This is a genomic window from Chryseomicrobium excrementi, from assembly GCF_002798305.1.
Lineage (GTDB): Bacteria > Bacillota > Bacilli > Bacillales_A > Planococcaceae > Chryseomicrobium > Chryseomicrobium excrementi.
The window spans coordinates 361,797-386,181 of sequence record NZ_PCGR01000002.1 but is presented as its reverse complement, the minus strand read 5'-3'; the positions used below and the strand labels follow the sequence as shown (position 1 = coordinate 386,181).

At 47.2% G+C, this 24,385-nt stretch carries 27 protein-coding genes, 1 pseudogene and 1 riboswitch; of the genes and pseudogenes, 8 read left to right on the top strand and 20 right to left on the bottom strand.

The window, feature by feature from the left end; genetic code table 11:
* Positions 1-132: 132 nt before the first annotated feature.
* From CQS04_RS06570 to CQS04_RS06525, 10 genes are all read right to left on the bottom strand, one after another.
* Positions 133-705 (bottom strand): cob(I)yrinic acid a,c-diamide adenosyltransferase, encoded by a 573-nt coding sequence (locus CQS04_RS06570; RefSeq protein WP_100353366.1) that lies wholly within the window; start codon positions 703-705, stop codon positions 133-135.
* 3 nt (positions 706-708) lie between these two features.
* Complete coding sequence (locus CQS04_RS06565) at positions 709-2,172, bottom strand: adenosylcobinamide amidohydrolase (RefSeq protein ID WP_100353365.1); 1,464 nt, start codon at positions 2,170-2,172, stop codon at positions 709-711.
* On the bottom strand, positions 2,173-3,168 hold the full coding sequence (locus CQS04_RS06560) for a FecCD family ABC transporter permease (RefSeq protein WP_100353364.1): 996 nt from the start codon (positions 3,166-3,168) through the stop codon (positions 2,173-2,175).
* Positions 3,161-4,114 carry an ABC transporter substrate-binding protein gene (locus CQS04_RS06555; protein WP_100353363.1) on the bottom strand — a complete coding sequence of 318 codons (954 nt, stop codon included), beginning with the start codon at positions 4,112-4,114 and terminating at the stop codon, positions 3,161-3,163. The genes CQS04_RS06560 and CQS04_RS06555 overlap by 8 nt, the downstream gene beginning before the upstream one ends.
* Positions 4,115-4,241: 127 nt before the next feature.
* Positions 4,242-4,379: riboswitch (cobalamin riboswitch) on the bottom strand.
* Positions 4,380-4,383: 4 nt separating this feature from the next.
* On the bottom strand, positions 4,384-6,048 hold the full coding sequence (gene argS, locus CQS04_RS06550; RefSeq protein WP_100353362.1) for an arginine--tRNA ligase: 1,665 nt from the start codon (positions 6,046-6,048) through the stop codon (positions 4,384-4,386).
* Positions 6,049-6,465, bottom strand: coding sequence for a YwiB family protein (locus CQS04_RS06545; protein ID WP_100353361.1), 417 nt, complete (start codon positions 6,463-6,465; stop codon positions 6,049-6,051).
* Positions 6,466-6,593: 128 nt separating this feature from the next.
* Positions 6,594-7,652, bottom strand: coding sequence for a diguanylate cyclase (locus CQS04_RS06540; protein ID WP_165775473.1), 1,059 nt, complete (start codon positions 7,650-7,652; stop codon positions 6,594-6,596).
* Between the two features lie 121 nt (positions 7,653-7,773).
* Positions 7,774-8,646 (bottom strand): agmatinase, encoded by an 873-nt coding sequence (speB, locus tag CQS04_RS06535; RefSeq protein WP_100353359.1) that lies wholly within the window; start codon positions 8,644-8,646, stop codon positions 7,774-7,776.
* Between the two features lies 1 nt (position 8,647).
* Positions 8,648-9,481 carry a polyamine aminopropyltransferase gene (gene speE, locus CQS04_RS06530; RefSeq protein WP_100353358.1) on the bottom strand — a complete coding sequence of 278 codons (834 nt, stop codon included), beginning with the start codon at positions 9,479-9,481 and terminating at the stop codon, positions 8,648-8,650.
* 618 nt (positions 9,482-10,099) lie between these two features.
* Positions 10,100-10,621: a YwhD family protein gene (locus CQS04_RS06525; protein ID WP_100353357.1), complete on the bottom strand. Its 522-nt coding sequence runs from the start codon at positions 10,619-10,621 to the stop codon at positions 10,100-10,102.
* 72 nt (positions 10,622-10,693) lie between these two features.
* Between CQS04_RS06525 and CQS04_RS06520 the strand changes: the two genes are divergently transcribed.
* Positions 10,694-10,879 carry a 2-hydroxymuconate tautomerase gene (locus CQS04_RS06520; RefSeq protein ID WP_094943571.1) on the top strand — a complete coding sequence of 62 codons (186 nt, stop codon included), beginning with the start codon at positions 10,694-10,696 and terminating at the stop codon, positions 10,877-10,879.
* 200 nt (positions 10,880-11,079) lie between these two features.
* Here CQS04_RS06520 and CQS04_RS06515 read toward each other — a convergent pair whose 3' ends face one another.
* The 5 genes from CQS04_RS06515 to pta form a co-directional block, all read right to left on the bottom strand.
* Positions 11,080-11,583: a YwgA family protein gene (locus tag CQS04_RS06515; protein ID WP_100353356.1), complete on the bottom strand. Its 504-nt coding sequence runs from the start codon at positions 11,581-11,583 to the stop codon at positions 11,080-11,082.
* A 2-nt stretch (positions 11,584-11,585) separates the two neighbouring features.
* Positions 11,586-12,887 carry an HD domain-containing protein gene (locus CQS04_RS06510; protein WP_100353814.1) on the bottom strand — a complete coding sequence of 434 codons (1,302 nt, stop codon included), beginning with the start codon at positions 12,885-12,887 and terminating at the stop codon, positions 11,586-11,588.
* A gap of 161 nt (positions 12,888-13,048) precedes the next feature.
* Positions 13,049-13,297, bottom strand: a complete 249-nt coding sequence (locus CQS04_RS06505; protein WP_094943566.1) for a YuzB family protein — start codon at positions 13,295-13,297, stop codon at positions 13,049-13,051.
* A 305-nt stretch (positions 13,298-13,602) separates the two neighbouring features.
* Positions 13,603-14,436, bottom strand: a complete 834-nt coding sequence (lipL, locus tag CQS04_RS06500) for an octanoyl-[GcvH]:protein N-octanoyltransferase (RefSeq protein ID WP_100353355.1) — start codon at positions 14,434-14,436, stop codon at positions 13,603-13,605.
* 29 nt (positions 14,437-14,465) lie between these two features.
* On the bottom strand, positions 14,466-15,413 hold the full coding sequence (gene pta / locus CQS04_RS06495) for a phosphate acetyltransferase (RefSeq protein ID WP_100353354.1): 948 nt from the start codon (positions 15,411-15,413) through the stop codon (positions 14,466-14,468).
* Positions 15,414-15,556: 143 nt separating this feature from the next.
* Between pta and hemQ the strand changes: the two genes are divergently transcribed.
* Positions 15,557-16,306, top strand: coding sequence for a hydrogen peroxide-dependent heme synthase (gene hemQ / locus CQS04_RS06490; RefSeq protein ID WP_100353353.1), 750 nt, complete (start codon positions 15,557-15,559; stop codon positions 16,304-16,306).
* A gap of 50 nt (positions 16,307-16,356) precedes the next feature.
* Here hemQ and CQS04_RS06485 read toward each other — a convergent pair whose 3' ends face one another.
* The 4 genes from CQS04_RS06485 to CQS04_RS06470 are packed head-to-tail and all read right to left on the bottom strand — an operon-like array spanning position 16,357 to position 18,471.
* Positions 16,357-16,737, bottom strand: a complete 381-nt coding sequence (locus CQS04_RS06485) for a DUF423 domain-containing protein (protein WP_100353352.1) — start codon at positions 16,735-16,737, stop codon at positions 16,357-16,359.
* An 18-nt stretch (positions 16,738-16,755) separates the two neighbouring features.
* A complete protein-coding gene (locus CQS04_RS06480; protein ID WP_100353351.1) occupies positions 16,756-17,037 on the bottom strand; it encodes a YwdI family protein in 282 nt (93 codons plus the stop codon).
* A gap of 38 nt (positions 17,038-17,075) precedes the next feature.
* On the bottom strand, positions 17,076-17,726 hold the full coding sequence (locus CQS04_RS06475) for a uracil-DNA glycosylase (protein ID WP_100353350.1): 651 nt from the start codon (positions 17,724-17,726) through the stop codon (positions 17,076-17,078).
* Between the two features lie 4 nt (positions 17,727-17,730).
* The gene (locus CQS04_RS06470) at positions 17,731-18,471 is read right to left on the bottom strand and encodes a DUF4230 domain-containing protein (RefSeq protein ID WP_100353349.1); all 741 of its coding nucleotides are present in this window, start codon (positions 18,469-18,471) and stop codon (positions 17,731-17,733) included.
* 96 nt (positions 18,472-18,567) lie between these two features.
* Between CQS04_RS06470 and CQS04_RS06465 the strand changes: the two genes are divergently transcribed.
* The 5 genes and pseudogenes from CQS04_RS06465 (at position 18,568) to CQS04_RS06445 (ending at position 22,511) form a co-directional block, all read left to right on the top strand.
* The gene (locus CQS04_RS06465) at positions 18,568-18,828 is read left to right on the top strand and encodes a hypothetical protein (protein WP_100353348.1); all 261 of its coding nucleotides are present in this window, start codon (positions 18,568-18,570) and stop codon (positions 18,826-18,828) included.
* 63 nt (positions 18,829-18,891) lie between these two features.
* Positions 18,892-19,724, top strand: a pseudogene (gene thiD, locus CQS04_RS06460) (bifunctional hydroxymethylpyrimidine kinase/phosphomethylpyrimidine kinase).
* Between the two features lie 57 nt (positions 19,725-19,781).
* Entirely contained in the window at positions 19,782-20,132 is a 351-nt protein-coding gene (locus tag CQS04_RS06455) for a YojF family protein (protein ID WP_100353347.1), read from the top strand.
* Positions 20,133-20,145: 13 nt separating this feature from the next.
* Positions 20,146-20,835 carry a bacillithiol biosynthesis deacetylase BshB2 gene (gene bshB2, locus CQS04_RS06450; RefSeq protein ID WP_100353346.1) on the top strand — a complete coding sequence of 230 codons (690 nt, stop codon included), beginning with the start codon at positions 20,146-20,148 and terminating at the stop codon, positions 20,833-20,835.
* 329 nt (positions 20,836-21,164) lie between these two features.
* Positions 21,165-22,511 carry a YjiH family protein gene (locus CQS04_RS06445; RefSeq protein ID WP_100353345.1) on the top strand — a complete coding sequence of 449 codons (1,347 nt, stop codon included), beginning with the start codon at positions 21,165-21,167 and terminating at the stop codon, positions 22,509-22,511.
* Positions 22,512-22,553: 42 nt separating this feature from the next.
* Here CQS04_RS06445 and CQS04_RS06440 read toward each other — a convergent pair whose 3' ends face one another.
* The gene (locus CQS04_RS06440; protein WP_100353344.1) at positions 22,554-23,507 is read right to left on the bottom strand and encodes an L-threonine 3-dehydrogenase; all 954 of its coding nucleotides are present in this window, start codon (positions 23,505-23,507) and stop codon (positions 22,554-22,556) included.
* Between the two features lie 365 nt (positions 23,508-23,872).
* On the opposite strand from CQS04_RS06440, the gene CQS04_RS06435 reads away from it, so the two are divergent.
* A complete protein-coding gene (locus CQS04_RS06435; RefSeq protein WP_100353343.1) occupies positions 23,873-24,175 on the top strand; it encodes a hypothetical protein in 303 nt (100 codons plus the stop codon).
* The last annotated feature ends 210 nt before the right edge of the window (positions 24,176-24,385 follow it).

The window sequence follows — 24,385 nt, the reverse complement described above, 5'->3', positions numbered from 1 at the left end:
CGGAAGATTCGAGCCCTATTTGATTCTGTTTGGGAATTGTGACTGCCGGTTAAGGCACAACTCGTTTTATGGAAACCAATCCAACCAAAAAATCCCCCAACCAGCACCAGCTGATCAGGGGACTCCTCACTTTTAGTCTTTTTCCGTATGGAACACTTTCGCACCGCGAATATACTCGACATCGCGAACGCCAGCACGAGCATTGACCACGCGTGCTGCTGCAAACAAGTAATCCGATAAACGGTTCAAATACTTTTGTACGACAACCGGAACATCTTCTTGCTCTTTCATTAAGCTCACCATTTGGCGCTCCGCACGACGTGAGACTGTGCGCGCAATGTGAAGCGTCGCAGCTGCTGGTGTGCCCCCTGGTAAGATGAAGCGCTCAAGAGCCGGACCTTCTTCCATCAGTTCATCGATTCGTTTCTCAAGAACCGAAATCGGCTCGTCCGTCATCTTGTAGTGACGTGTTTTAGTGACAACAGCTAAGTCACCGCCGCAATCGAACAATTCGTGTTGAATCGCTTCCAAATCATCTAAGATGTCTGCAAATGTTTCGGCGTCTAACTCTGTGACTGCTTTGCCGATAAACGAGTTTGCTTCGTCAATCGTACCGTACGTTTCGATTCGTAAATCGTCTTTATCCGCACGAGCTCCGATCAAGCTGGTCTGTCCTTTATCCCCTGTTTTCGTGTAGATTTTCATGTGTTATTCCTCCCTTTGTGCATCGCGATAATGGCGAATGGCTTGGCGTGTACAGTCTACGACACCTTTGCCGATAAGTTTTCCGAGCTCTGTGATCGGCCCACCATATGGTAGTGCCTCTCCTGACTGAGTCGCAGCCACGACCAAGCTGTCAGTAGGTGTACCTGTAGCTAGTGTTTGTGTGCGGCAATCAAGCACCTGCTCTTCAGCAAGTGCCTTCGTTTTTGCTTCTGTTGCGGTCATCATCGCTTCAATGAACGCTTCGTCTGACATATGGCCGTTGACGAGGATCCATGTGTTGATTGTACCAATCGCGGGCAACGTCTGCACTTCATGTGCGCGAGACACGTCTAGAGCGTTCCCGACTCCCGCCGTCACTAAAATGACGACCGACCCGAATGGAGCCTCGTATTCACGGATGACGGCGCCTCTTGTAGCAACAGCTGTCAATTGCATGACCGTCTCCGTAGGAATCCACCCACGCGAAACGGCAAACTCTTTGACTTCTGAGGCGACATCATTGACGTTATAGGTCGGTTCGACTTGGCGGTTGACGAGGGTTCTGTACCAACCAAAGCCCGGGTTCAATACGGCAGAGGATACGACCCGCATCGGACGCTCTGTGTGAAGCAAGACGACGTCATCAAGCACTTGGATATCTGCAGCTCGCACGATGCTTCCGGCCGCTTCACTATCTTCTGGCAACAGCGTCATCTGAGGCTTCGGCTCTACGGGGTGAGGCGCTACATCAAGACGCGTCGCATACACATCTTCAAGTGTTGCTTTGTCCACTACTTGATGCGGTTCTCCGTAGGCAGAAACTCGCCCTTTTTCTAGCAGCAACAAATGGTCGCAATAAAGCGATGCTAAATTGATATCATGAAACACTATGACCACAGCGGTTTGGTGCATTTGGACATGGGTCTTCAAAGTGTCCAGCAATTGTTTTTGGTGCGCAATATCTAAGTGGTTCGTCGGTTCGTCGAGAAGTAGCAGTTCCGCTTGCTGCGCGAGAGCCTGCGCGACGAACACACGCTGTTGTTCCCCACCTGAAAGTGTGGTGATTTCTTGAAGCGCATACGGGACAACCTGTGTGATCTGCATCGCTTCCATCACCGCTTCTTCGTCCGCTGTCTTCCAGCTCGAGAACAACCCCTGTTGGTGCGGATAGCGCCCAAGTGACACCGCTTCTTTCACAGTCATTCCAAAACTTTGCGGAGGCAGCTGTGGCAACACCGCCATCTTGCGAGCGAGCTCTTTCGGTCGATAGTCTTGAATCGGTTTACCATCAATCTCGACCGTTCCTTGACTCGAAGAAAGCAATCCACTGACCATCTTGAGCAGTGTCGACTTTCCGCTTCCGTTCGGCCCAAGGATTCCGAGTATCTGACCAGGCTTCACTTCGAACGAGACGTCTTTCACTATCGGGTGCTGATAGCCTCCTGTGAGGTTGTGTACGTTCAGCATCTACTTCACACCCTTTCTGCGTTGACGGAAGAAGATCCATGCAAATACTGGTGCCCCGATAAACGCGGTCATGACACCGATCGGCAATTCAGTCGGTTCAATGATCGTCCGTGCGACAAGGTCACATAGAATCAAAAGCGTTGCGCCGTTGATCATACTGAGCGGCAGCACATGGCGGTTATCAGCACCGAACAATTGACGCACCATATGAGGTACGACAAGACCGACAAAACCGATAGTTCCGGAGACTGCAACAGCTGCTCCTGTCAACATCGAACCCGCAATGAGCACTTCGTTCTTCACACGAGAGACGTTGACACCTAAATGATGCGCACGGTCTTCGCCTAGTTGCAGGGCATTCAAATCTCGAACGCGAACGAGTAACCAAGCTCCAGCAATCAACACAAACGGAGCAATCATCTGAACATGCGCCCATGTACGAAGCGCTACACTTCCGAGTAACCAACCGATAATTTGACGCAGTTCCTCTCCAGTCAAAGCGATCATCAAGGAAATCATCGCCCCGAAAAAGGAGCTCGTGATAATCCCCGTTAAAATGATTGTCTCCATGCGAAGCGAGCGATCGATCATCCGCGCAAAGGATACGACAATTAACAGAGTCGTAATGGCGCCAATCATACTGAGAAGTGGCAATGTATACATGCCGATGACCGGTAGTGAGATGCCAAAGAAGATCGTGGCGACCGCGCCAACGGAAGCACCTGAAGAGACCCCTAAAGTGTAGGGGTCTGCCAGAGGATTTTTCAGCAAGGCTTGAAAAGCCGCTCCTGCAACAGCGAGGGCGGCTCCGACAAGGGCAGCGAGGAACACGCGTGGCATCCGAATGTTCCAAACAATCGTCGTGGCAGTTGCATCCTCACTCCCTCCCCATATCGTACTGAGTGGGATCTGGACGGCACCTACAGAGATGCCGAGCCAGACAGAGGCGAGCAGCAGCAAAATCGATGCAACCCAGCCCACTTTCCGTTTAGTCATTCATCAAGTCCGGATATACAGCCTTTGCGAGCTCTTCAAGAGCAAGCGGTAAGCGTGGTCCTGGACGTGTCACGATGTCTTCGTTCACTTGCACGACAGCGTCTTGCTGAACCGCTGTCACTTGATCAAAGCCTGGACGAGCCTTCACTGCGTCTACAGCATTTTCGATATAGTTATATGTCAACACGATGACGTCTGGATTGCGCGAGACGATTTCTTCCGAGTTCATCATGAACCAACCCTCTTGGTCGGCAACTGCATTTTCAGCGTTGATACGGTCTAAGAATTCTTGCATTAACGTGCCTTGGCCAGCTGTATAGATTTCAGGGTCTCCTGAAGACTCGATAAATACCGTTTTTTTGTCTTCAACCTCTGCTAATTTGGCCTCGACCTCTTTTACTTGTGTTTGCATATCTGCAATAAGGGTTTCGGCTTCTTCAGCTTTTCCTGTCACTTCACCAATGGCTTCAATCGTCTCATATGTCTCATCAAAACTCATGGCGTTGCCTACTACAAAGATGGGAACTCCAGCGTCTTTTAAGGGCTGAAGACCTGCTTCTGCCGTTGACCAAGCAGACTCATGCGCTAAAATCAAATCCGGCTGCAATGCCGTAATGGTTTCGACGTTAAATTCAAACCCGCCAATTTTTTCTTTTGTTGCAGCGGCTTCTGGGTAATTGTCGTAATCGCTGACTCCTACCACTTCTTCATCAAGGCCTAATGCGAAAAGGATTTCTGTATTGCTTGGAATCATCGAGACGATGGCATCCGGTGCTTCTTCAATCGTCACTTCGTTCCCGACAGCGTCCGTCACCGTCAGTGGGAATACGGAGTCTGTACCTTGTTCTATCTTAGGAGATGTTACCTCAGAAGGTGTAGCCTCTTGTTCGTTACAACCTGCAAGCACGAGTAGTGCAATCAATAAACTGCCTAACCATTTTTTCATGATGTCCGTCCCTCTTTTCTATGTATATAAAAACCCGCCTCTCCACTACGGAAAGACGGGTAGAAATAGGTATAAATCGGCTAACGTACACAAAGAGTCGACTTACACCACCCCATCCTCGTAGGTTTACGGCGCATTCAACAAGGCAGGTTTCCTGGCTTACGACAGTTGTCGTTTACAGTGGCGGGACCGCGCTGGACTTTCACCAGCTTCCCTTTTACCTCAAGCAATCCGTTACTTGAGCACCTTGTTGTAGTAGGTATAGCGTACTACATTTTTTCTGGAGCGGAAACCCCTAATAGTTTCAGGGCGTTCTCAATCGTCTGACGCGTCGCTGAAATCAGGGCAAGACGAGCACTTGAAAGTTCCGGTGCTTCTGGATCCAACACTTTGTTAGCGTTATAGAAGCTGTGGAAGTTCGCTGCAAGCTCTTGGATATACGTCGCCACGCGGTGTGGTGCACGAAGTTTTGCTGCATCCGCCACGACTTGTGGGAAGTCTCCAATTTTCTTCATCAAATCTTCTTCTTTTTCGTCGTTCAACAGCTGCAAGTTCTCAACAGAGGCAGCTAGTGACTGCTCTTCTGCAGCGCGTAAGATTGAGCAAATACGTGCGTGTGCATATTGTGCGTAATACACCGGGTTCTCGTTCGATTGCGAAACGGCAAGGTCGAGGTCAAAGTCCATGTGCGAATCGCCTGAACGCATTCCGAAGAAATAGCGGACAGCATCAAGCCCCACTTCTTCTACTAGCTCACGCATCGTTACAGCTTTACCCGTACGTTTGCTCATCTTCATTTTTTCGCCGTCTTTGTAGAGCTGAACCATTTGAATGACGCTAACTTCTAATGTGTCACGGTCATAGCCAAGTGCTTGAATCGCTGCTTTCATACGCGGGATATAGCCGTGGTGGTCGGCTCCCCAGATGTTGATCAGCTTTTCAAAGCCACGGTTGATCTTGTCTTCGTGGTACGCAAGGTCTGGAGTCAAGTATGTGTAGCTGCCATCTTGTTTGATCAAGACGCGGTCTTTGTCGTCTCCAAACGTAGTCGAGCGGAACCAAGTCGCGCCTTCTTCTTCGTAAATGTGGCCGTTGGCACGAAGTTTATCGAGTGCCACGTCAATTTTGCCGTTCTTATAAAGCGAAGACTCTGAGAACCATACGTCAAAGTTCACGCGGAAATCTGCTAAGTCGTTCTGTAGTTTTTCAAGTTCTTTTTGAAGACCGTACGTACGGAAGAACTCATAACGCTCTTCGTCTGAAAGTGATGCGTATTTGTCACCATCGTTCGCAGCCAGCTCGCCTGCGATGTCTTTGATATCTTGACCATGGTAGCCGTCTTCTGGCATGTCGCGGTCTTGACCGAGTGCTTGGAAATAACGCGCCTCGAGTGATAACGCCAAGTTGTGGATTTGATTTCCTGCATCATTGATGTAATATTCGCGGCTGACATCGTAGCCTGCAAAATCCAACACGTTGCATAGAGAATCTCCTACAGAAGCTCCACGTGCGTGACCCAGGTGCAAGTCTCCAGTTGGGTTCGCTGAAACAAACTCGACTTGGACTTTTTCCCCTTCGCCCGCATCAGAGCGACCATAAGCAGAGCCCGCTGTGAAGGCCATGTTGACGACTTGTTGGAGGTAATCTTTTCTCGTGCGAATGTTCAAGAACCCAGGGCCCGCGATTTCAATCGACTCGATTGGCGTGCCTTCCGTCTTCAAGTTTTCAAGAATCTTTTCTGCGATCATGCGTGGGTTTTGCTTTGCAATCTTTGTTAGTTGCATTGCCACGTTCGTTGCATAGTCCCCGTTCGCTTTGTCACGTGGTGCTTCGAGATGGATCGAGACCGTCTGATCTCCCGCAAGACCTGTTGCGTCTACTGCTTGTTGCAGCGCGTCTTTAATCGATTGTTGCAGTTGTTCTACAGCGTTCATTTAGTTGCCCTCCGTATAGTAATAGTCAATGGTATAGTCGCCCATTTTTTGATTGTCTTGAAACAGGGCGTATTCGATGCGGTCATGTCCTACTGAATGGATGATCCGGTTCGTGTAGACCTCTAGTGGCATCGTATGGCCATGCATTTTGTAATGTCCCTTCGTCTGCTTCCCTAGTTCAAATTCGAGGCGCATGTCGGCGACGCCGCGCCGCCGGATGAACCCACCCGAACCCTCAAATTTCACTAGTGTCTGCGTGACTTCTTCCGTCACTTCTTCAAAGCGAAGATAGCGTTTCTCATCTCTATAGTGCATCGTGCCGGTTGCACGGTGGTATTCCTGTGTCATTTTCGTACCGGGATGCTTGAAGGTTGACACAATCTTCAGCTGAATCGGAATCCCTGCCTGTTCGGTCATCTCAAGCCCTCATTTCGTTTGGTTGAATTTTTCTATAACCTTTTTAGTATACGAGAAATTGTGTGGAATGTGAAGATATAGTGGTTCACGAAAAAAAGAGCCTGTCGGTGGACGGGCTCTTCTCATATCTAAGATGAAATTCTCACGCTGTTTCGGCCACCTAGCTTCGCATCATAAAGTCGTTCATCTGCTTTTTTATAGAGATCCGGCATCGCTTCCGCATCGTCCGGATAACATGCTACCCCTATGCTTACAGTCACTCGGAGTTCTAGACCTTCAGGGAGCTGAAACCTTATCGAATCCACACTCTTTCTCAGAAGTTCTGCTTGTTCGAGTGCATGGTGTGTGGTGGTAGCGGAAAGAAGCACTCCGAATTCTTCTCCTCCAATACGCGCAACTTCTCCTCCAAAACTAGTTGTCGTTCGCTTCAATCTGTCAGCAAGTTCCACTAGGACCAAGTCACCCGTAGGATGTCCGTAAGTATCATTCACTCGCTTAAAGTAGTCGATATCAAGAACAGCCAGATGAAATCTCTCCCTTTCTTGACGCCAGTTATAGAAACGTTCTTCAAACTTTCGGTTGTTGGGAATTCCGGTCAAATAGTCAGTAGACGAGTGCTGTTCAATCTGCTCCACTTCTCTTGAAAGCTGATCCATTTTTAAAAGCGTGACATACACAATAGCAAAGCTTATGACCGAGTAGAGGATGAACACAGCTCCTCGACCTGCTACAAACTCGTTGGCAAAGGAAAGGGATCCAATAACAAGCACCGTTTGAATCGTTGTATACGCAAAGTACTTCCAAGCATTTTGAAATGTGATGGGAATCCGCCTCGCTACCAAACCGATGATTAATCCAATGATTATAGTATTGGTACCCGCAATAATGGCAGGCCAAGTTATTTCATTCACTAAAATTCGCGCCATCCCCATTATTGTACCGGCAATTATAGGTGCAACAGGTCCCCCAAAAAGTCCGGATAACGCGAGGACCACCATACGACCGTCGATAATAATAGCACTTCCCACATGAATGGATTTCAGCATCAATACGACGCCGAAAACACCCGATATCAAGCCAATCGAATACCCTGGAAATTTTCGTAGAAGAGGGAACTTGGTTCGCTTTTGCTGTCGAGCCACCCAAAACAGGAGCATTGCGAACGTGAACAGAATACAAAAATTCACAAACAAGTCTAGGACCATGTTCCCCTCCCCCTTTCTTCATAGGTTCATTATACGGCTAAGGGTAGTCGCTTGGATAGAAAAAAAGAGCCTGTCGGATGACAGACTCTTTCTACATCTAAAACTATTTAATCCATCCCAACAACATCTCACGAATTAGTTTCGATGCTGTGTTCGCTGTTTGTTCAGATGAATCGTAGATTGGTGCGACTTCAACTAAGTCGAAGCCAACGACGTTGACGCCTGAGTTCGCAATCGCATGGATTGAAGCAAGTAGCTCACGGCTAGTGATTCCGCCGCAGTCCACAGTTCCCGTTCCTGGCGCATGCGCTGGGTCTAACACGTCGATGTCGATTGTCACATAAACCGGACGGCCTTCAAGCTTCGGTAGCACTTTTTTCAGTGGCTCCAACACTTCGAACTTCGCGATTTCCATGCCATTTGCCTTCGCCCACTCGAACTCTTCTTTCATTCCAGAACGGATTCCGAATGAGTAGACGTTGTGTGGTCCGATGTGCTCGGCAATCTTACGAATCGGTGTCGAGTGAGAGAGTGGCTCTCCCTCATACTCTACGCGAAGATCTGTGTGCGCATCCATGTGAATGATGGCGAGGTCTTTATGAACTGCTGCCACTTCTTTCATGACTGGCCAAGATACTAAGTGCTCGCCGCCCATGCCGACAGGTACTTTGCCGTCTTGAAGCAGTTGACGGATGAACCCGCCAATGAGTTCCAGGCTCTTCTCTGCATTTCCGAAAGGAAGTGGAATGTCTCCTGCATCAAAGTAGTTCACGTCGTCTAGTTCGCGGTCAAGATACGGGCTGTACTCTTCAAGACCAATCGACACTTCACGAATACGCTGTGGGCCAAAACGAGAACCCGGACGGTAGCTCACTGTCCAGTCCATCGGCATTCCGTAGATCACAGCTTGTGCATTTTCATAATCTTGTTTGCTTTTAATAAAGACGTTGCCGCTGTAAGCTTCATCAAATCTCATGTTACTCACCTGCAAGATCTTTCACGAATTTCGGTAGTACGAAAGCTGCTTTGTGAAGCTCTTTCGTGTAATACTTCGTATCGACTTCATGGAACTGCTCATCTGGCACAGCAAGCGGATCGTGTTTCTTCGAACCGATTGTGAAGCACCATAGACCTGATGGGTATGTTGGAATGTTAGCAGTGTATAGCTTTGTGATCGGGAAGATTTCCTTCACGTCGCTTTGTACTTGCTTGATCAGGTCTGCTTTGAACCAAGGGTTGTCAGACTGCGCTACGAATAAGCCGTCTTCTTTCAGTGCTTTGTGGATCCCTGCGTAGAAACCTTTTGTGAACAGGTCAACTGCAGGTCCCATTGGCTCTGTAGAATCAACCATGATGACGTCGTATTCGTTTTCTGATTTTGCGATGTGCATGAAGCCGTCACCAACGATGACTTCCACACGTGGGTTGTCGAGTTCCCCAGCAATTTCAGGAAGGTATTTTTTCGAGTACTCGATTACTTTTCCATCTATATCAACTAACGTCGCTTTTTTGACTTTTGGGTGCTTCATCACTTCACGAATAACCCCACCGTCTCCTCCACCAACGACTAATACGTTTTCTGGGTTCGGGTGTGTGAATAATGGCACGTGTGCCACCATCTCGTGATAGACAAACTCGTCTTTTTGAGACGTCATGACCATGCCATCTAGGAACAACATGTTGCCCCATTCAGCTGTTTCCGCCATCTCTAAGAACTGCCACTCTGTCTGTTCAACGTGTAACGTTTTATTTATCTTCATCGTAATGCCGAAGTTTTCGGTTTGCTTTTCTGTATACCAGTTTCCGCTCATTTATCTATCTCCTTTCAAACTCAAAAAATTAAAATACAGACAAACTATACAGGTTTTTTCAAAAAGTGCAACTGTTTTTCGTTTAATCTGCCCGTTCCCTTTCCATACTAGAGGAAAGGGAGGGAATCGTCTATGAATCGTGCGCAGTTTCGCCGTAGAAAGAAACAAAAGTCCCGGATTCGCACACGATTTCTAGAGCGGCGTTCTACACACATCTAAAGTAATCGAGTTGCGCCTCCTAGAAACACACGCCAAATATCATCGCAACCGATGAGGCAAGGAACGCCTCCATAGAGGCAAAAGCGCCTCTACACGCAAGCGAGCTGCACAGGCTAGAAGCACACTCAAAAATCGAACGCACCCTCTGAGGCACAAAACGCCTCACAGGGTACGCCCGATTCCCGAGGAGCTTCTGGGCGAGCCTGTTTCGCATCTAAAATATAAAAAACCCCAAATGGTTTCCGGCCATTTGGGGTCGTGACGCCTGCTTTTACGAGCGTGTACGGGTATGCAAACTAGTAAAAGAGCGTCGTGTCCTAGCATTACAGTTACGTAAGCTTTAATTTCATTTTACTTTCTTTAAGTCCGAAATTCAACCGGATTTGAAATTGTCACAGTTTAGTCAGAACTTGCAAGTGCTTGTTTGAGTTCTTCTGGACTTCTTTCCCACATCGCTTCGTCGTGTGTAATCAAGAAGTCACGCAAGATCGTTTTTGAACGCTCATCCAAGTTTTCGAGTAAAAACTTCCGCTTCATAGACTTGTCCATCCGGTTGACGTGATCGGCTAGCAGTTTGTAGCCTCGGCGTTTTTCTCGGTTGATGACCATTTCGCAAGAAGCCATCCCTGCATAATAAGGGCCTTGTGGCATCTGATCGATTGTGACCCAAACTAGCCAGTAAGGTTTACCACCTTCCGAATCCTCACGATTGGTCGTGAATTTGATCCCACGCTCCGTATCACTTCGTGCGTGCATGGCACCGACCTCTACTCGAGCTACTCCTTCTTCCACGTCGATGATGACGGGAGATACATTTTCTAATGAGAGCGATCCGATGCCGTAGCCTTTGTGGCCATCTGTCGGATCATTTTTTATGATGGTAAAGCCGATTTTTTGTTTGGGTTTCTGTTCTTCTGACATATCGCCTCGCTCCTTCCTCTATGGTACGATAGCTATTAGTATACCGAACATCTGACGGAAGGAGGAAGAAAAATGCCATATGTAACAGTGAAAATGTTAGAAGGTCGCACAGACGAGCAGAAACGCGCGCTTGTAGAACGAGTGACGGCTGCCGTTACAGAAACAGTCGATGCTCCTGCTGAGAAAGTGGTCGTGTTCATCGAAGAGATGCCGAAAAACCACTACGCGGTAGCTGGAAAGCGTCTTTCAGATCAATAATCTTTACTATCAAGAAAATTATAATTCAACTAGAAAAAGCAATTTCTCATGAAACTTAAGAGAAATTGCTTTTTTGTGCTTTTAAGGTGTAGGGGTAGCGTTCCGCGGGCGCGGGCTGAGCCAAGATCTCAGCTTCCGCTTGTAATCCCGCTGGAGTCACCCCTACACTCTTTATAACTCGATTGCTTCTCAAAAAAATCTCAGCAATTATTTTTCTTCAAGTCGTCGATAAATTGAAAAGCTTCCTCAAATTCCTCGTCCGTGAAATTCAATTTCCCTTTCACAATATGTACCTTTTCAACTTGAGCCTCTCGTTCTAAATCATCAAAATAAAATAGCGTCGCCACTAATTCTAAGAAACGAGACGACTTGTGCTTCATTTCTTCGATACAAGTGGAGAACGAGTCGGTAAGTGGAGGGACGAGTTCCATGAAGGCGCTGCTTTCAGGCGTCGTCTGATAGGCGTACTGTGTGTATGCCCCCTTGTCCTCTTTTTGCTCGGATAAGAAGCCCATCGTACACAGTTCTTCAATGCGAGCCGTCAGTTCTTCGGAATACGGGCCGTACATATGGAACTCATATTTTTCATGAACCGGATAGCCCAGTTTCTTGGCGATGTACATCATCTTCTGAAGTTTTTTACGTCCAGTGATGCCTTGTGCCTGTGCGACAAAGCGCACGATACTTGCGTGGTCACGTAGCATGGTTACACCTCCTTCAGTCCTAATACGTCTCGGATGCAGCGCTCAGCAGGTGTGTTCCCGCGCAGTCGCTCTTCCGGAAAATATAGCTTATGGTCAGATCGTCGCTTGCCTGAGACGGCTTCGACGATTTCAGATTGACGTGACAGTTCTTTGATTTCGCCTGATGGCATCAGCAGATGGATTGGAATCCGTTCGCCTTCTTCTCCCGGACGGTAAAAGTCGTAGGGTAAGTCAGACGATGAATCGAAGACGAGATAGTAATCTGGGTCGATTCCCGCTTCACGGAACAGCTGCTCCAGTTCTCTCATCTTCGTGAAGTCTTTCGCTGGATCGAATTCGATGTACTGGAACAACTTGCGGTACATGAACCGCGAACAGAGGTCTGCTAGGATTACATCCTCTTCCTTTGTCCACAGCTGGAAATACGTCAGCAAGACACTTTCATCGAGCGACACATAATCTTCGAGCGTGAACGTTCCATCGAAAAAGCTCTTGAAATGCGTCGGCTCATGTGCGAACTGGTAGCCCTCTTCACTCAGCTTTTTCGCACGGTGCAGGGCTTTCGTCAAAATCACTTCCGCACTGCGAGAGACGGGATGAAAGTACACTTGCCAATACATTTGGTAGCGGCTCATGATGTAATCTTCTACAGCATGCATCCCGCTAGATTTGATGACGACTTGATCTTCACGTGGTCGCATGACGCGCAAGATTCGTTCCATGTCGAAGTGGCCGTAACTCACCCCAGTGAAATAAGCATCTCGCTGGAGGTAATCCATGCGGTCTGCATCAATCTGGCTTGAAATTAAGCTGACGACTTGTTTGTTCGGGTAGGTCTTGGCGATGACGTCCGCGACTTTTTGTGGGAAGTCCTCACTCACTCGACTTAAAATTTCATGCACTTCGGTGTTACCAAGTAAGATAGCCTGTGTGAAATTCTCATGATCAAGTTGAAAAACATTTTCAAAGGCATGTGAAAACGGACCGTGCCCGAGGTCATGAAGAAGCGCGGCACATAATACAACGAGGCGCTCTGATTGGTCCCATTCTGGACGCCCTTCAAAACTGTTGTCGATGATGCGGCGGACGATTTCATAGACTCCGAGTGAGTGGCTGAAGCGGCTGTGCTCTGCTCCGTGAAACACGAGATACGTCGTCCCAAGCTGGCGAATCCGGCGCAGGCGCTGAAATTCTTTGGCTCCGATGACGTCCCAAATGACTTGGTCGCGAATATGTATGTAACGGTGTACGGGATCTTTGAACACTTTTTCTTCTGCTAGTTTTTGCTGTGCATACGGAAGCATGCTTTCACCGTCTTTCTGTGCTGTTCTCTCAGTATAAGGAAGTTTCTTTTTGAAAAAAAGGGTCTTCCGCACTGCTCTTCTATACCCTATTTGTTCGTGAACAAGGCCTCATTTTCCTTTAAAAAATAGAAACAGCCTGACAAAAAATCTCCGTCAGACTGTTAGGTGTTCGGCAGCATCCCTTGGGACTCTAGCTTGGCCACGATTTTTTCCATCAGTTCTTCTTCCGACAAAGCGGCTACGGGACGATTGTTGACGAATGTGAACGTCTTCTTCCGACCAGGTCCGCAGTAGGATTGGCATTCTTTCACTTCTATTTCAGCCTCCGGATCGAGGGCTTTTAATTTAGGAAGCAATGTTTTGAGATGGACGGCATCGCATTCAGTACAAACGCGGAAATGGTTTGCCATACTCTTCACAACCTTCTTTGATAGTGTGGAACTGGTTGTCATTGTAGCGCACTCCCTTGTTTTCTAGCAAGCGAAATTTCTGTGAATAAAAGTCTTCAAATCTGCCTATGCTAGATACTAGAACACAAGAGAGAAGAGGGAATTACCTATTACGCACCCGTGCGCTAAACTACTCTGATTATTCACTACAATTTTATGACTATTCAAGATGTGTTCAATGATACTAAGAAAGATCCTTCATTTATGCAAATTGAGTTGAATTGTTTGACGCACAGGTATACAAAAAGGGCAGCCGCGGCTGCCCTTTACTTCGTTTTCGCTAGCATTTTCTGATTTCGTTCGAGCACTCGCGTCAGATACGACGTGTACAGCTCCATCTCGTCTTGCGCAAGAGACTGAATCCGCACATCGCCAGCAAGCGCTTGAATGGCTTGGTAGCTCCTCACGACGAGGTCTTGGACGGTCAGTGGCAAGCCGGTCAGCTCAACTAAAGAAGCCATCACTTCAGGTTGAATCGCCGGATAGGTGAACTTCGTCGGCTCTCCCTGTAAACTTCGCTCGTAAAACTCACGCACGAGTTCGGCTCGCGCAGGGCCACTCCCTTCGACGCACAAATAAATCTGTACGGCGATTCCTTGTCGGATGCGACGCTGTGAGATACCAGCAAACTTCTTACCATCGATACTCAAATCGTAATCACCTGGACAATACGAACCGACGATTTCGTAGGCTTCGATTTGATCAGCAACTTCTGGCAAGATCAAGCGAACAAAATTGACCATCGCCTCGTAACCGGCTGGAATATCGATAGACTCTTCATTCTCAGAAAACACAAGAGACAGATTCAGCACACCGTCATCAAGTACAACAGCGAGTCCTCCTGAGTTTCGCACGATGGGTGTGAATCCCTGCGTACGCAAATACTCCATACCGTCCTCCAAATAAGGAAGTCGGTGATCTTGAATGCCGAGCACGACGGTTTGGCGATGAACCCACGTCCGTAGCGTCGGCGGGGACAACTGCTGGCCTACCGCGTGACACAACGTATCATCGGTAGCAAACGATTCTAAAGCGGAACGAGACTGCGCACTGAGCGACTCGTCCCAAAAGCGCCACAACGGGCGTTGTAAAAGTTTCATGGGGCAACTACTTTCTTTCCATATCGATTCTACTGCAGACTTTGTGCAGCAGTTAAATAACTTAATTTATAGACGTCTTCTGCAGAACAGCCACGGGACAGGTCGTTCACCGGTTGGTTCAACCCTTGCAAGATCGGACCGATAGCTTCGAATCCGCCAAGGCGCTCAGCAATCTTGTAGCCGATGTTTCCTGCTTCAAGTGATGGAAACACAAAGACGTTCGCTTGACCGGCAACTTCCGAACCTGGTGCTTTCTTAGCGGCAATCGAAGGAACAAGACTCGCATCGAACTGAAGCTCCCCGTCTACTGACAACTCAGGTGCCTTTTCTTTCACAAGAGCCAACGCCGTTGACACTTTTTCCGTTTCCGGTGAGACAGCAGAACCTTTTGTAGAGAACGATAGCAGCGCCACTTTCGGATCGATTCCAAAAGCCTTCGCCGTCTTCGCGCCTTCTACTGCGATTTCTGCAAGATCTTCGCTCGTCGGTGCAATCGTGATCGCACAATCTGCGAATACGTAACGCACATCGTCTTTTACCATGATGAACGCTCCGCTTGTCTTGTTGATGCCAGGCTTTGTTTTGATGATTTGTAATGCTGGTCGCACGGTATCTGCTGTCGTATGAGCTGCGCCGCTCACTAGACCATGTGCTTTTCCTGTATAAACAAGTAATGTACCAAAGTAGTTGACTTGCTTCAATAACTCGCGCGCCTGCTCTTCTGTCGTCTTTCCTTTTCGGCGTTCAACAAACGCTTCTACCAGTTCGTTCAGATGCTCGTACGTTTTAGGATGGATGACTTGAATTCCACGCGCAGCAAGTTCAGGTACGTCACCAATGACGATCGGCGTGATGATGCCTTCCTCGTGAAGACGAATGGCAGCTTCTTGAATGCGGGAATCGTTCCCTTCAGGTAAAACGATGGTCTGGTTGTATGGTTTTAGTAAGTCTTTAAGCTGATCAATAAAATGAGTCATAAGGTCTCCTCCTCCGGCTCTACTATTGCAAGAATACATGATTTTGCCACAGTTTGTCATGCCCTGTCATCGCTAGGATAGAAAGGGCGGCAAGACATATGGTAAACTGAGAATGTTGAGAAGTACTAAAGGAGTGTTTAGATATGAACGAAGCAGCAATTACATTAGATGGCTGGTACGTCTTGCATGATTTCCGCACTATGGACTGGTCATCATGGAAACAACTACCGGCTGAAGAGCGCCAAGCCGCTACTGCAGAATTTTTAGTGTTCTTAGACGAGATGCAACAAGTGGACGAGTCGAAAGAAGGCGCACATGCTTTCTATACAGTTGTTGGTCAAAAAGCAGACTTCATGCTGATGACACTACGTCCTACAATGGACGAGTTGAACGCTATCGAAAACCGCTTCAACAAACTGACGATCGCAGAATTCACGATTCCTGCTTATTCGTACGTTTCTGTAGTAGAATTATCGAACTACTTAGCGGGCGAATCAAACGAGGATCCGTATCAAAATCCACATGTTCGTGCACGACTATACCCAGAATTGCCACGCACGCAGTATGTCTGCTTCTATCCGATGGACAAGCGCCGGCAAGGAGACGACAACTGGTACATGCTTTCTATGGACGATCGCAAAACCATGATGCGCAGTCACGGCATGATTGGTCGCGGTTATGCGGGTAAGGTGAAACAAATCATTTCTGGCTCTATCGGTTTTGACGATTTCGAATGGGGTGTGACGTTGTTCTCGGACGACGTACTTCAGTTCAAAAAGCTAGTTTATGAGATGCGTTTTGATGAAGTGAGTGCTCGTTACGGGGAGTTCGGTTCGTTCTTCGTAGGAACATACCTAGACGGCGAGAAGCGCAAAGAGTTCTTTACTATCTAATTAGACATACAAAATCCGGTCCGCAACCAAGCGAACCGGATTTTTTAGTTTTATAAAGCTGATTTGGCAACCGCTACGATGAGCATTACCCAACCTACTAAGAACGCCACGCCACCGATTGGCGTGATGGCACCTAAGATACCAACACCGCTAAGCGCTAGCGCGAAAAGACTTCCTGAGAAGATGATGATTCCGATTAAGATGGCATAGCCTGCAGTCGATAAAGCGCCGCTTGCTCCCAACAAGTTCGGGTGCATCAAGATAGCAATCGCAATCAATGCGACTGCGTGGAACATCTGGTACTGGACCGCCGTTTCCCAAATAGCGAGATACTTTTCGGATAGACGTTCTTTTAGTGCGTGTGCCCCAAACGCTCCTAAGGCTACAGATAAAAAGCCGTTAATGGCTCCTGCAATTAAAAACAACTTCACTACAATTCCTTCTTTCTATTAAAAATCAAACAGCGAATCTCCGTTGGCATCGTCTTCTTCAAAGCGTTTGCCACTTAACGGAACGCTTGGTGTGACTGGCGGGCTCACTTGCGTGGGAACAGCTTGTACAGGCGGTGGCGTCGCTATACTCTGCGAAGGTGTCGGCCCAGTTGCTAGCCCAACATCACAAAGCGCCTTGATGGCCGCAAAACACTCTCTTCGCTCCGCGTCACTTGTCGCCACTTGGAGTCGCTGTGTATACGTCTGTATTTGTGTTGCCACTTGTTGATAACTGATCATGTCTGTCGACTCCTTTTCACCGTTTCATGCTAGCGCAGTTACCGGCAAAAATCAATTGGGGACTGCCCCCATCCTTCGAGTTGCTGATTGATTTTCGAGTACGGTTTGCTCCCAAAGAACCCTCGAGAAGCACTTAACGGGCTAGGGTGAACCGACTCAATGATGACGTGCTTTTCCGTATCAATCAATGCTTTCTTCGTCTGAGCAGGTCGCCCCCACAATACAAAAATGACAGGTTCGTCTTTATCGGAGACGGCACGTATCACTGCGTCCGTGAACTCTTCCCAGCCCCATCCTTTGTGTGAATGGGCATTGCCCTGTTCGACCGTCAATACGGTGTTGAGAAGTAACACACCTTGAGCCGCCCAACTGCGAAGGTCCCCTGTATTTCGTTTGCAGCCGAGATCCGCTTCGAGCTCTTTGTACATATTGCGAAGTGACGGTGGCAGCGGAGTGCCTGGTTGAACAGAAAAGCTCAACCCGTGCGCTTGACCTGGCCCGTGATATGGATCTTGCCCGAGAATGACCACACGAACATCGTCATACGCTGTGTATTTCAAAGCATTTAATACGTCATCCCACTTCGGAAAAATGGTCTTTTGCTTGTACTCTTCCTCTAATCGCTCTTTTAAGAATAGAAAATACGGAGCTTCCCATTCATCTGCAAGTACTTCTTTCCATTTCGGCATCCACTCACTCCTCGAATTCGATTGTGACCTCGTACTCTACTAGTTGGAACATATCTTGCAAGACTTTCTCGGCGTTGGTTTCGGCGAGAGTTAGTAAGCCGATAGATTGTGCTCTTTCCACCATCAACTCTTGAGCTTCACTTGCAATTTCAAAACCTTCTGTAATGGAAGCTTCGTCACGTAACAGCCCTTCAATCGAATACACTTTAACTTGATCATTCATAATTGTAGGTTGCCCAAGCAATTCAGGTTTCGGAACGGTAATAGTAGCGGTCATCGTCTCTTCATCTAGCTCCACATCGTTCTCTGTCACTACAGACATATCAATCCCTGCTCTCACTGTCCCAGGGACTTCCACTAATACTTTGCGAAACGTCCCAGGGATAGGGAAGCCAATTTCTTGGCCAAACAACTCATTGTTCTCTCGTTGAATAATGACAGTTGTTACGGCTTCAGCAGTAGTCAACTGATCTAATTTTTGCAGTCGCTCTACTACCATACTTTTTTGTTCTTTGTAGGAGCTACCACTAATGAAGCCAACAAAGTCCATACGACTAATTGCTACGACTGCAACTAGTAGAGCTATACCCAAAACGAGGAATACCCAAAGCTTTTTCGGAAGTCCGTTGAAAGGTCTCTCAAAACTCCTCGACCGCCCCGGAGCTTCCGCATATGTAGCAGCCTCTTTTCGCTTCAGTTGCTGAAGCTGTTTTTCAAGGTCTTGGATTTTTTTATCTCTCGACATGAGGTTCCCTCTTTCGCCATTTTCTTACACCTTACCAGAAAAATTCTGCTAGGAGCAACGGAGAGCGCGTGATAGGATGGCAAGAGAGGTGAAATTATGTCAGATTTACGATTTCGAGAGAAACTTCGTCAAGTGGAAAAGGCTACGACTACCAGTGATCAAGTGCCTGAGAAAGCCAAGCGAGTTGGCGTATTGATAGTCTTTGCATTCGCCATTTTAGTGATCATGGGATTGTTGACGCTCGCTGTATTTGCTGCCATCGGTTCAAGCTACGGAACGGCCATCGTCCTCACTGCTATCGGTCTTGGTCTCACCTTTATCGTCTGGAATGTCTACCGGGCGCCGAAGCTTCCTTAATGGAAATTCGGTGAGAGTCTGATACAATGAAACATAGAAATTTAGGAAAATGGGGGAACTCGCATGGCAATCAAGAAAACTCTTACAATTGCAGGATCCGATACTTCAGGTGGCGCAGGAATTCAAGCGGACTTGAAAGCATTCCAAGAACACGGGACGTACGGTATGACGGCCTTACGGTAGTCGTCACAATGGACCCAGACAATGGCTGGAGCCACGGTGTGTATTCTCTTCCAACAGATGTATTGAAGTCTCAGATCAAGACGGCTCTTTCTACTGGGGTTGATGCGATCAAGACAGGAATGCTCAGCACGGAAGAAATCATTGAAATCGCGGGTAATGCGATTCAAGAAGCTGGGGTAGAGAACGTCGTCATCGATCCGGTAATGGTGTGTAAAGGGGAAGACGAAGTATTGAACCCAGGTACTGTCGGCGCGATGATCGAGCACTTGTTGCCACACGCTAAAGTTGTGACACCAAACTTGTTCGAAGCGGGTCAACTTTCTGGCCTTGGCGCTTTGAAGACAATCGAAGATATGAAAGCTGCTGCTCAAAAGATCCACGAGCTAGGCGCGAAAAATGTCATCATCAAAGGCGGCAAGCAGTTGCAACATGAAAAAGCGGTCGACTTGTTCTTTAACGGCGAGACTTTCACGCTTCTTGAGACAGAAAAAACACCAACGACTTACAACCACGGTGCTGGATGTACATTCGCTGCTTCTATTACAGCGAACTTGGCAAACGGCATGTCCGTTGAAGACGCCGTATTTGAAGCAAAAGAATTCGTTTCAGCTGCAATTAAAAACGGTTGGAAACTGAACGACTATGTAGGACCTGTCCTTCACGGTGCAAAGAGCATTCACGGTGCACCCGAAGTAACAACAACTCAAGTTTAATCACACTAGAGCCTGCAGCAGCAGGCTTTTTCTATCGAACGCATAAGGAGGGTTCCCATGGAAACTGTACAAGTTGCTACATTACAACAGCATCTCGACCGGTTTGCCGGAGAAGATGTATTTATCCATTTAGAAACGACAAATGGCGCATATGCGAACCATTTTAACGAAGAAGTTTTCAATGCCGGTGCCTTCATTCGGAACGTCCAGCTTCGCTACGAACTAGCAAAAGTAGTGGGCGATTCTCCGCACCGCGTCGGACTGAAGCTGCCAAACGGTTGGGTCTACGCTCAAGGAATCACACATTTTGAAATCGATGAACACGACCGTCTGTTGATGGCAGGTCATGACTTTAGCGGAAAGCTTGCGGTGGCACTCCAGATCAGCCGCACGCCATTCGCTTATTAAGGAGGAAGATGAAATGACTATTCCACACGAAGAAGCTGTCCTCGTCATCTTTCCTCACCCAGATGACGAAGCATTTGGTGTCTCAGGCACCATTTCAACGTATATTAAACAAGGAACTCCTGTGACTTATGCTTGCTTGACTTTAGGCGAGATGGGCCGCAATCTAGGGAATCCTCCTTTTGCAACTCGTGAGTCGTTGCCACAGATCCGCAAGAAAGAACTTCAAGCTTCAGCAGACGCTATGGGCTTGAAAGACCTTCGCATGATGGGTCTGCGCGACAAGACGATTGAATTCGAAGATGACAATAAGATGGTACAGCTCGTTCAAGATTTGATCGACGATGTGAAGCCTTCTCTGATTATCACGTTCTATCCGGACTATTCGGTTCACCCGGACCACGAAGCGACAGCTCGTGCCGTGTCGCGTGCTGTGTACCGCATGCCACAAGAACAGCGTCCGAAAATCTACGCAGTAGCGTTCTCCAACGCGACGAAAGATGACTTAGGCGAGCCACACGTTATCCATGACATTACGGAAGCTCGCGAACAAAAGATGGGCGCCATGCGTGCGCACATCTCGCAGACTGCTTGGATGTTAGAAGAGATGGAAAAGCGCTTGGCTGACGGAGAACCAGAGGCGGAGAATTGGCTCCACTTCGAGCGTTTTTACATTTTCGATGTTGAAACTAGTAAGTATCAGTAAAATCTAATCAGATGCTTGCCATTGGCAGGCATCTTTTATTTTTTTCTGATTTTTTTCGTATTGATTCGACTTTTGAAGTATATTCAAAAATTCTGTATATTCATTCAACATTATGCACTTTAGCGCTATAAAGCATGCATATAAATTGAATAGTTTGAATACACAAAATAGTTCTATTTTACTAAAATAAATCAAATTTATCGCTATTTTTCCTATAAAATCAGTAGTTTTCCGCCTTCATTCCAATATCTTACATAGACATTTGTAAGCGCTTTTCGTATGATAAGTTCACGGTTTCGCCGTATTTTTCTACATAAAGGAGACTTCCCATGAAAAAGAAATTTTCTCTTTCCACATGGTTGTTATTTTTAATCCCTTCCATCGTGGGTGTTGTATTGTTTATGATTCCGCTTCCTGATGGGGACGCTATGCGCGTGCCAATCGCTTCCCTAGCAAGTATTCTTTCTGGATGGCTGTCGCCAATCGTTCAATGGCTAGCACTTATCACGATTGCCATTGCTGCTATCGGATCTTTGCTGTACATCCCACGTCCAAAAGACGATTCATTCGGTGCTAGTTTGTTTAAGGTAACACCTTTTTGGTTGGTTGTTCGTCTTGTTGCGCTTGTCTACGCTGTGATGATCATTTTCCAAATCGGACCGGAACCTGTTTGGAACGAGAACACAGGTGGACTGCTACTTGAACCTACAGAAGGTCTTGTTGCCTTCCTGTTCACGATTTTCTTGTTCGCTGGTCTTTTCTTGCCATTACTTTTAAACTTCGGTTTACTTGAATTCTTTGGTGCGATGCTTGTCAATGTCATGCGTCCGTTGTTCCGCTTACCAGGTCGGTCTGCAGTTGACGCGGTCACATCTTGGGTCGGAGACGGAACAATCGGTGTATTATTGACAGCTCGTCAGTACGAAGAAGGTTTCTACACGAAAAAAGAAGCCGCTATTATCGGATCTACCTTCTCGGTCGTTTCGATTACATTTAGTATCGTAGTTATCGAAGAAGTTGGTTTAGGAAACTATTTCTTACCATTTTACGCAACTGTCATTTTTGCTGGGATCGTATTGGCACTAATTATGCCACGTATCTATCCATTACGCGGGAAGCCGGAAGAATACATCGATGGCCAACCACTTGATTTGAGCCGTGAAGAGTTGCCAGATCACCACTCTGTTATCTCTTATGGTCTAGAAAATGCGTTGAAAACTGCAGATGCAAACCGCTCTGTTTCGAAATTCTTTAAAGATGGGCTTCGCAATGTGGTTGATATGTACATCGGAGTTGCACCAGTCGTTCTTGCGTTCGGTACAACAGCATTAATGCTTGCTGAGTTTACGCCTGTATTTACAATTTTAGGAAAACCATTTGAACCACTTCTCACGCTTGCTGGAATGCCAGAAGCATCTGAAGCTGCAGCGACGATGGTCGTCGGTTTCGCTGACATGTTCTTGCCAGCGATTTTAGGTTCAGGAATTGAATCCGAAATGACTCGTTTCTTCATCGCAACCATGTCGGTCACGCAGTTGATTTACATGTCTGAGGTCGGTGGCTTGCTACTTGGTTCGAAGATTCCTGTAAACTTCAAAGATTTACTGATCATCTTCTTGCTTCGCACAATCATCGCGTTCCCAATCATTGCGGTTGTTGCGCACATTCTATTTTAATAGCTAACAAAAATGAGGCCCTCGTCGGGGCCTCATTTTTTATTACACTAATTGTTGTTTCGCACGTAGTTGCTTGAGCATGTCGCGAGTCATCGCATCTAGGTCATACTTCGCTTGGAAGCCCCACTCGTCACGAGCTGCCGTTGCGTCGATAGAATCTGGCCAACTATTCGCAATCGCTTGGCGCACAGGATCCACGTCATAAGAAAGCTTGAATTCTGGAATCTCTTTGCGAATCGAAGCCGCAAGCATTTCCGGGTCAAAGCTCATTGCTGTCACGTTGAATGCGTTGCGGTGGATTAGTTTCGTAGGATCCGCTTCCATCAAGTCAACGATAGCTTGAAGTGCGTCTGGCATGTACATCATGTCCATGAATGTGCCTTTGTCGATGTAAGATGTGTAAGCTCCGTCTTCTAGCGCTTTGTAATAAATGTCGACTGCATAGTCCGTCGTTCCGCCACCTGGCAATGTCTCATATGAGATAAGGCCTGGAAAACGAACACCGCGAGTATCAACGCCGAACTTTTGGTAGTAGTAGTCACATAGCAGTTCACCAGATACTTTGTTGACTCCGTACATCGTCGTAGGACGCTGTAAAGTGTCTTGTGGTGTGTTCACTTTTGGAGTCGAAGGACCGAATGCTCCGATCGAGCTCGGTGTGAAGAACTGCATGTTCTCTTCACGAGCCACTTCTAGTGCGTTCACAAGTCCGCCCATGTTGATGTTCCAAGCAAGAAGTGGCTTTGCTTCTGCAGTTGCAGAAAGAAGGGCCGCCATGTGCATCATCGTGTCTGCACCAAAATCTTTGGCGATACGGTGCATTTCTTCCGCGTTCGTCACATCGAGGATTTCAAATGGACCTTGCTCTACAATCGGACTGTCTGTGCGGCGAATGTCTGTAGCCAATACGTTGTCGTTGCCGTATTCTTTGCGAAGCTTGGTGATGAGCTCTGAACCGATTTGACCAAGGGCTCCGGTGATCATGATTTTCTTCATTTCATTTCGCTCCTTATTTACAGTTGTATTTTTGGGAAGGACATTATAGTAGTATAGAACCTTGATATGAGTATGTTTTTACATAACGTATTATAGTATGTTCTTTCCACAGAAACAACACTAAGATGTGGAAAACGCCGCTTCAGTTTGATAGTTGAGCGGTCGTTCTGGAGCATTAGAGAGGTTTTCTTCTGCATGAAGGATTGCTTCTTCTACAAGGAGCAGGATTTCTTCTGCATGAAGCGAATTTCATCTACATAGAGAGCCCGTTCTTCTGCATCAAGATATGTTTCTTCTCCATCAAGATTCATTTATTCTTCATAGTACTGTAAGTTATGATCCAGTTAATTCTATAGGAGGATTTTATGCGAGTAGCGTATAGTGTATTGCGAGAAATACAGAATCAGAATCACCAGCCAAAAGGTAGTGACTATGGAATAACTCAAAGAGAGTTTGAAAACTTTATCTTTTTCCTTGAGAATCAGGGGTTATTAGAAAGGGTTTTGAGACTTCAAGATTTGGTCTCTTTAGGTCCTGCTCGCTTGACTGAAAAAGGACACGCTTTCCTAATTGAAAATGAATCCTTAGAAGTGAACTATCCGTCAGAGCGAGAGAAACTTCTGGAGTGGGTGCAGATTGAAAAAGAATTGTATTCGAATGATTCTTGAAGAAAGTTCCACTGTTCCAGCTGGACACCCTAGCGTAAAGCGCTTCTGTCGAAAGGAACCTCAAATTTGCGTAAAGGACTTTCGAATTTGTTGGATAGATATCCAAATTCGTCGAAAAGAACCCACAATTCGTCGAAGAACGACCGCTCACCTCCCCTCCCCTCCAAACAAAAACCCCCACGTCTGGAGATTCCTCTCCAGTTGCAGGGG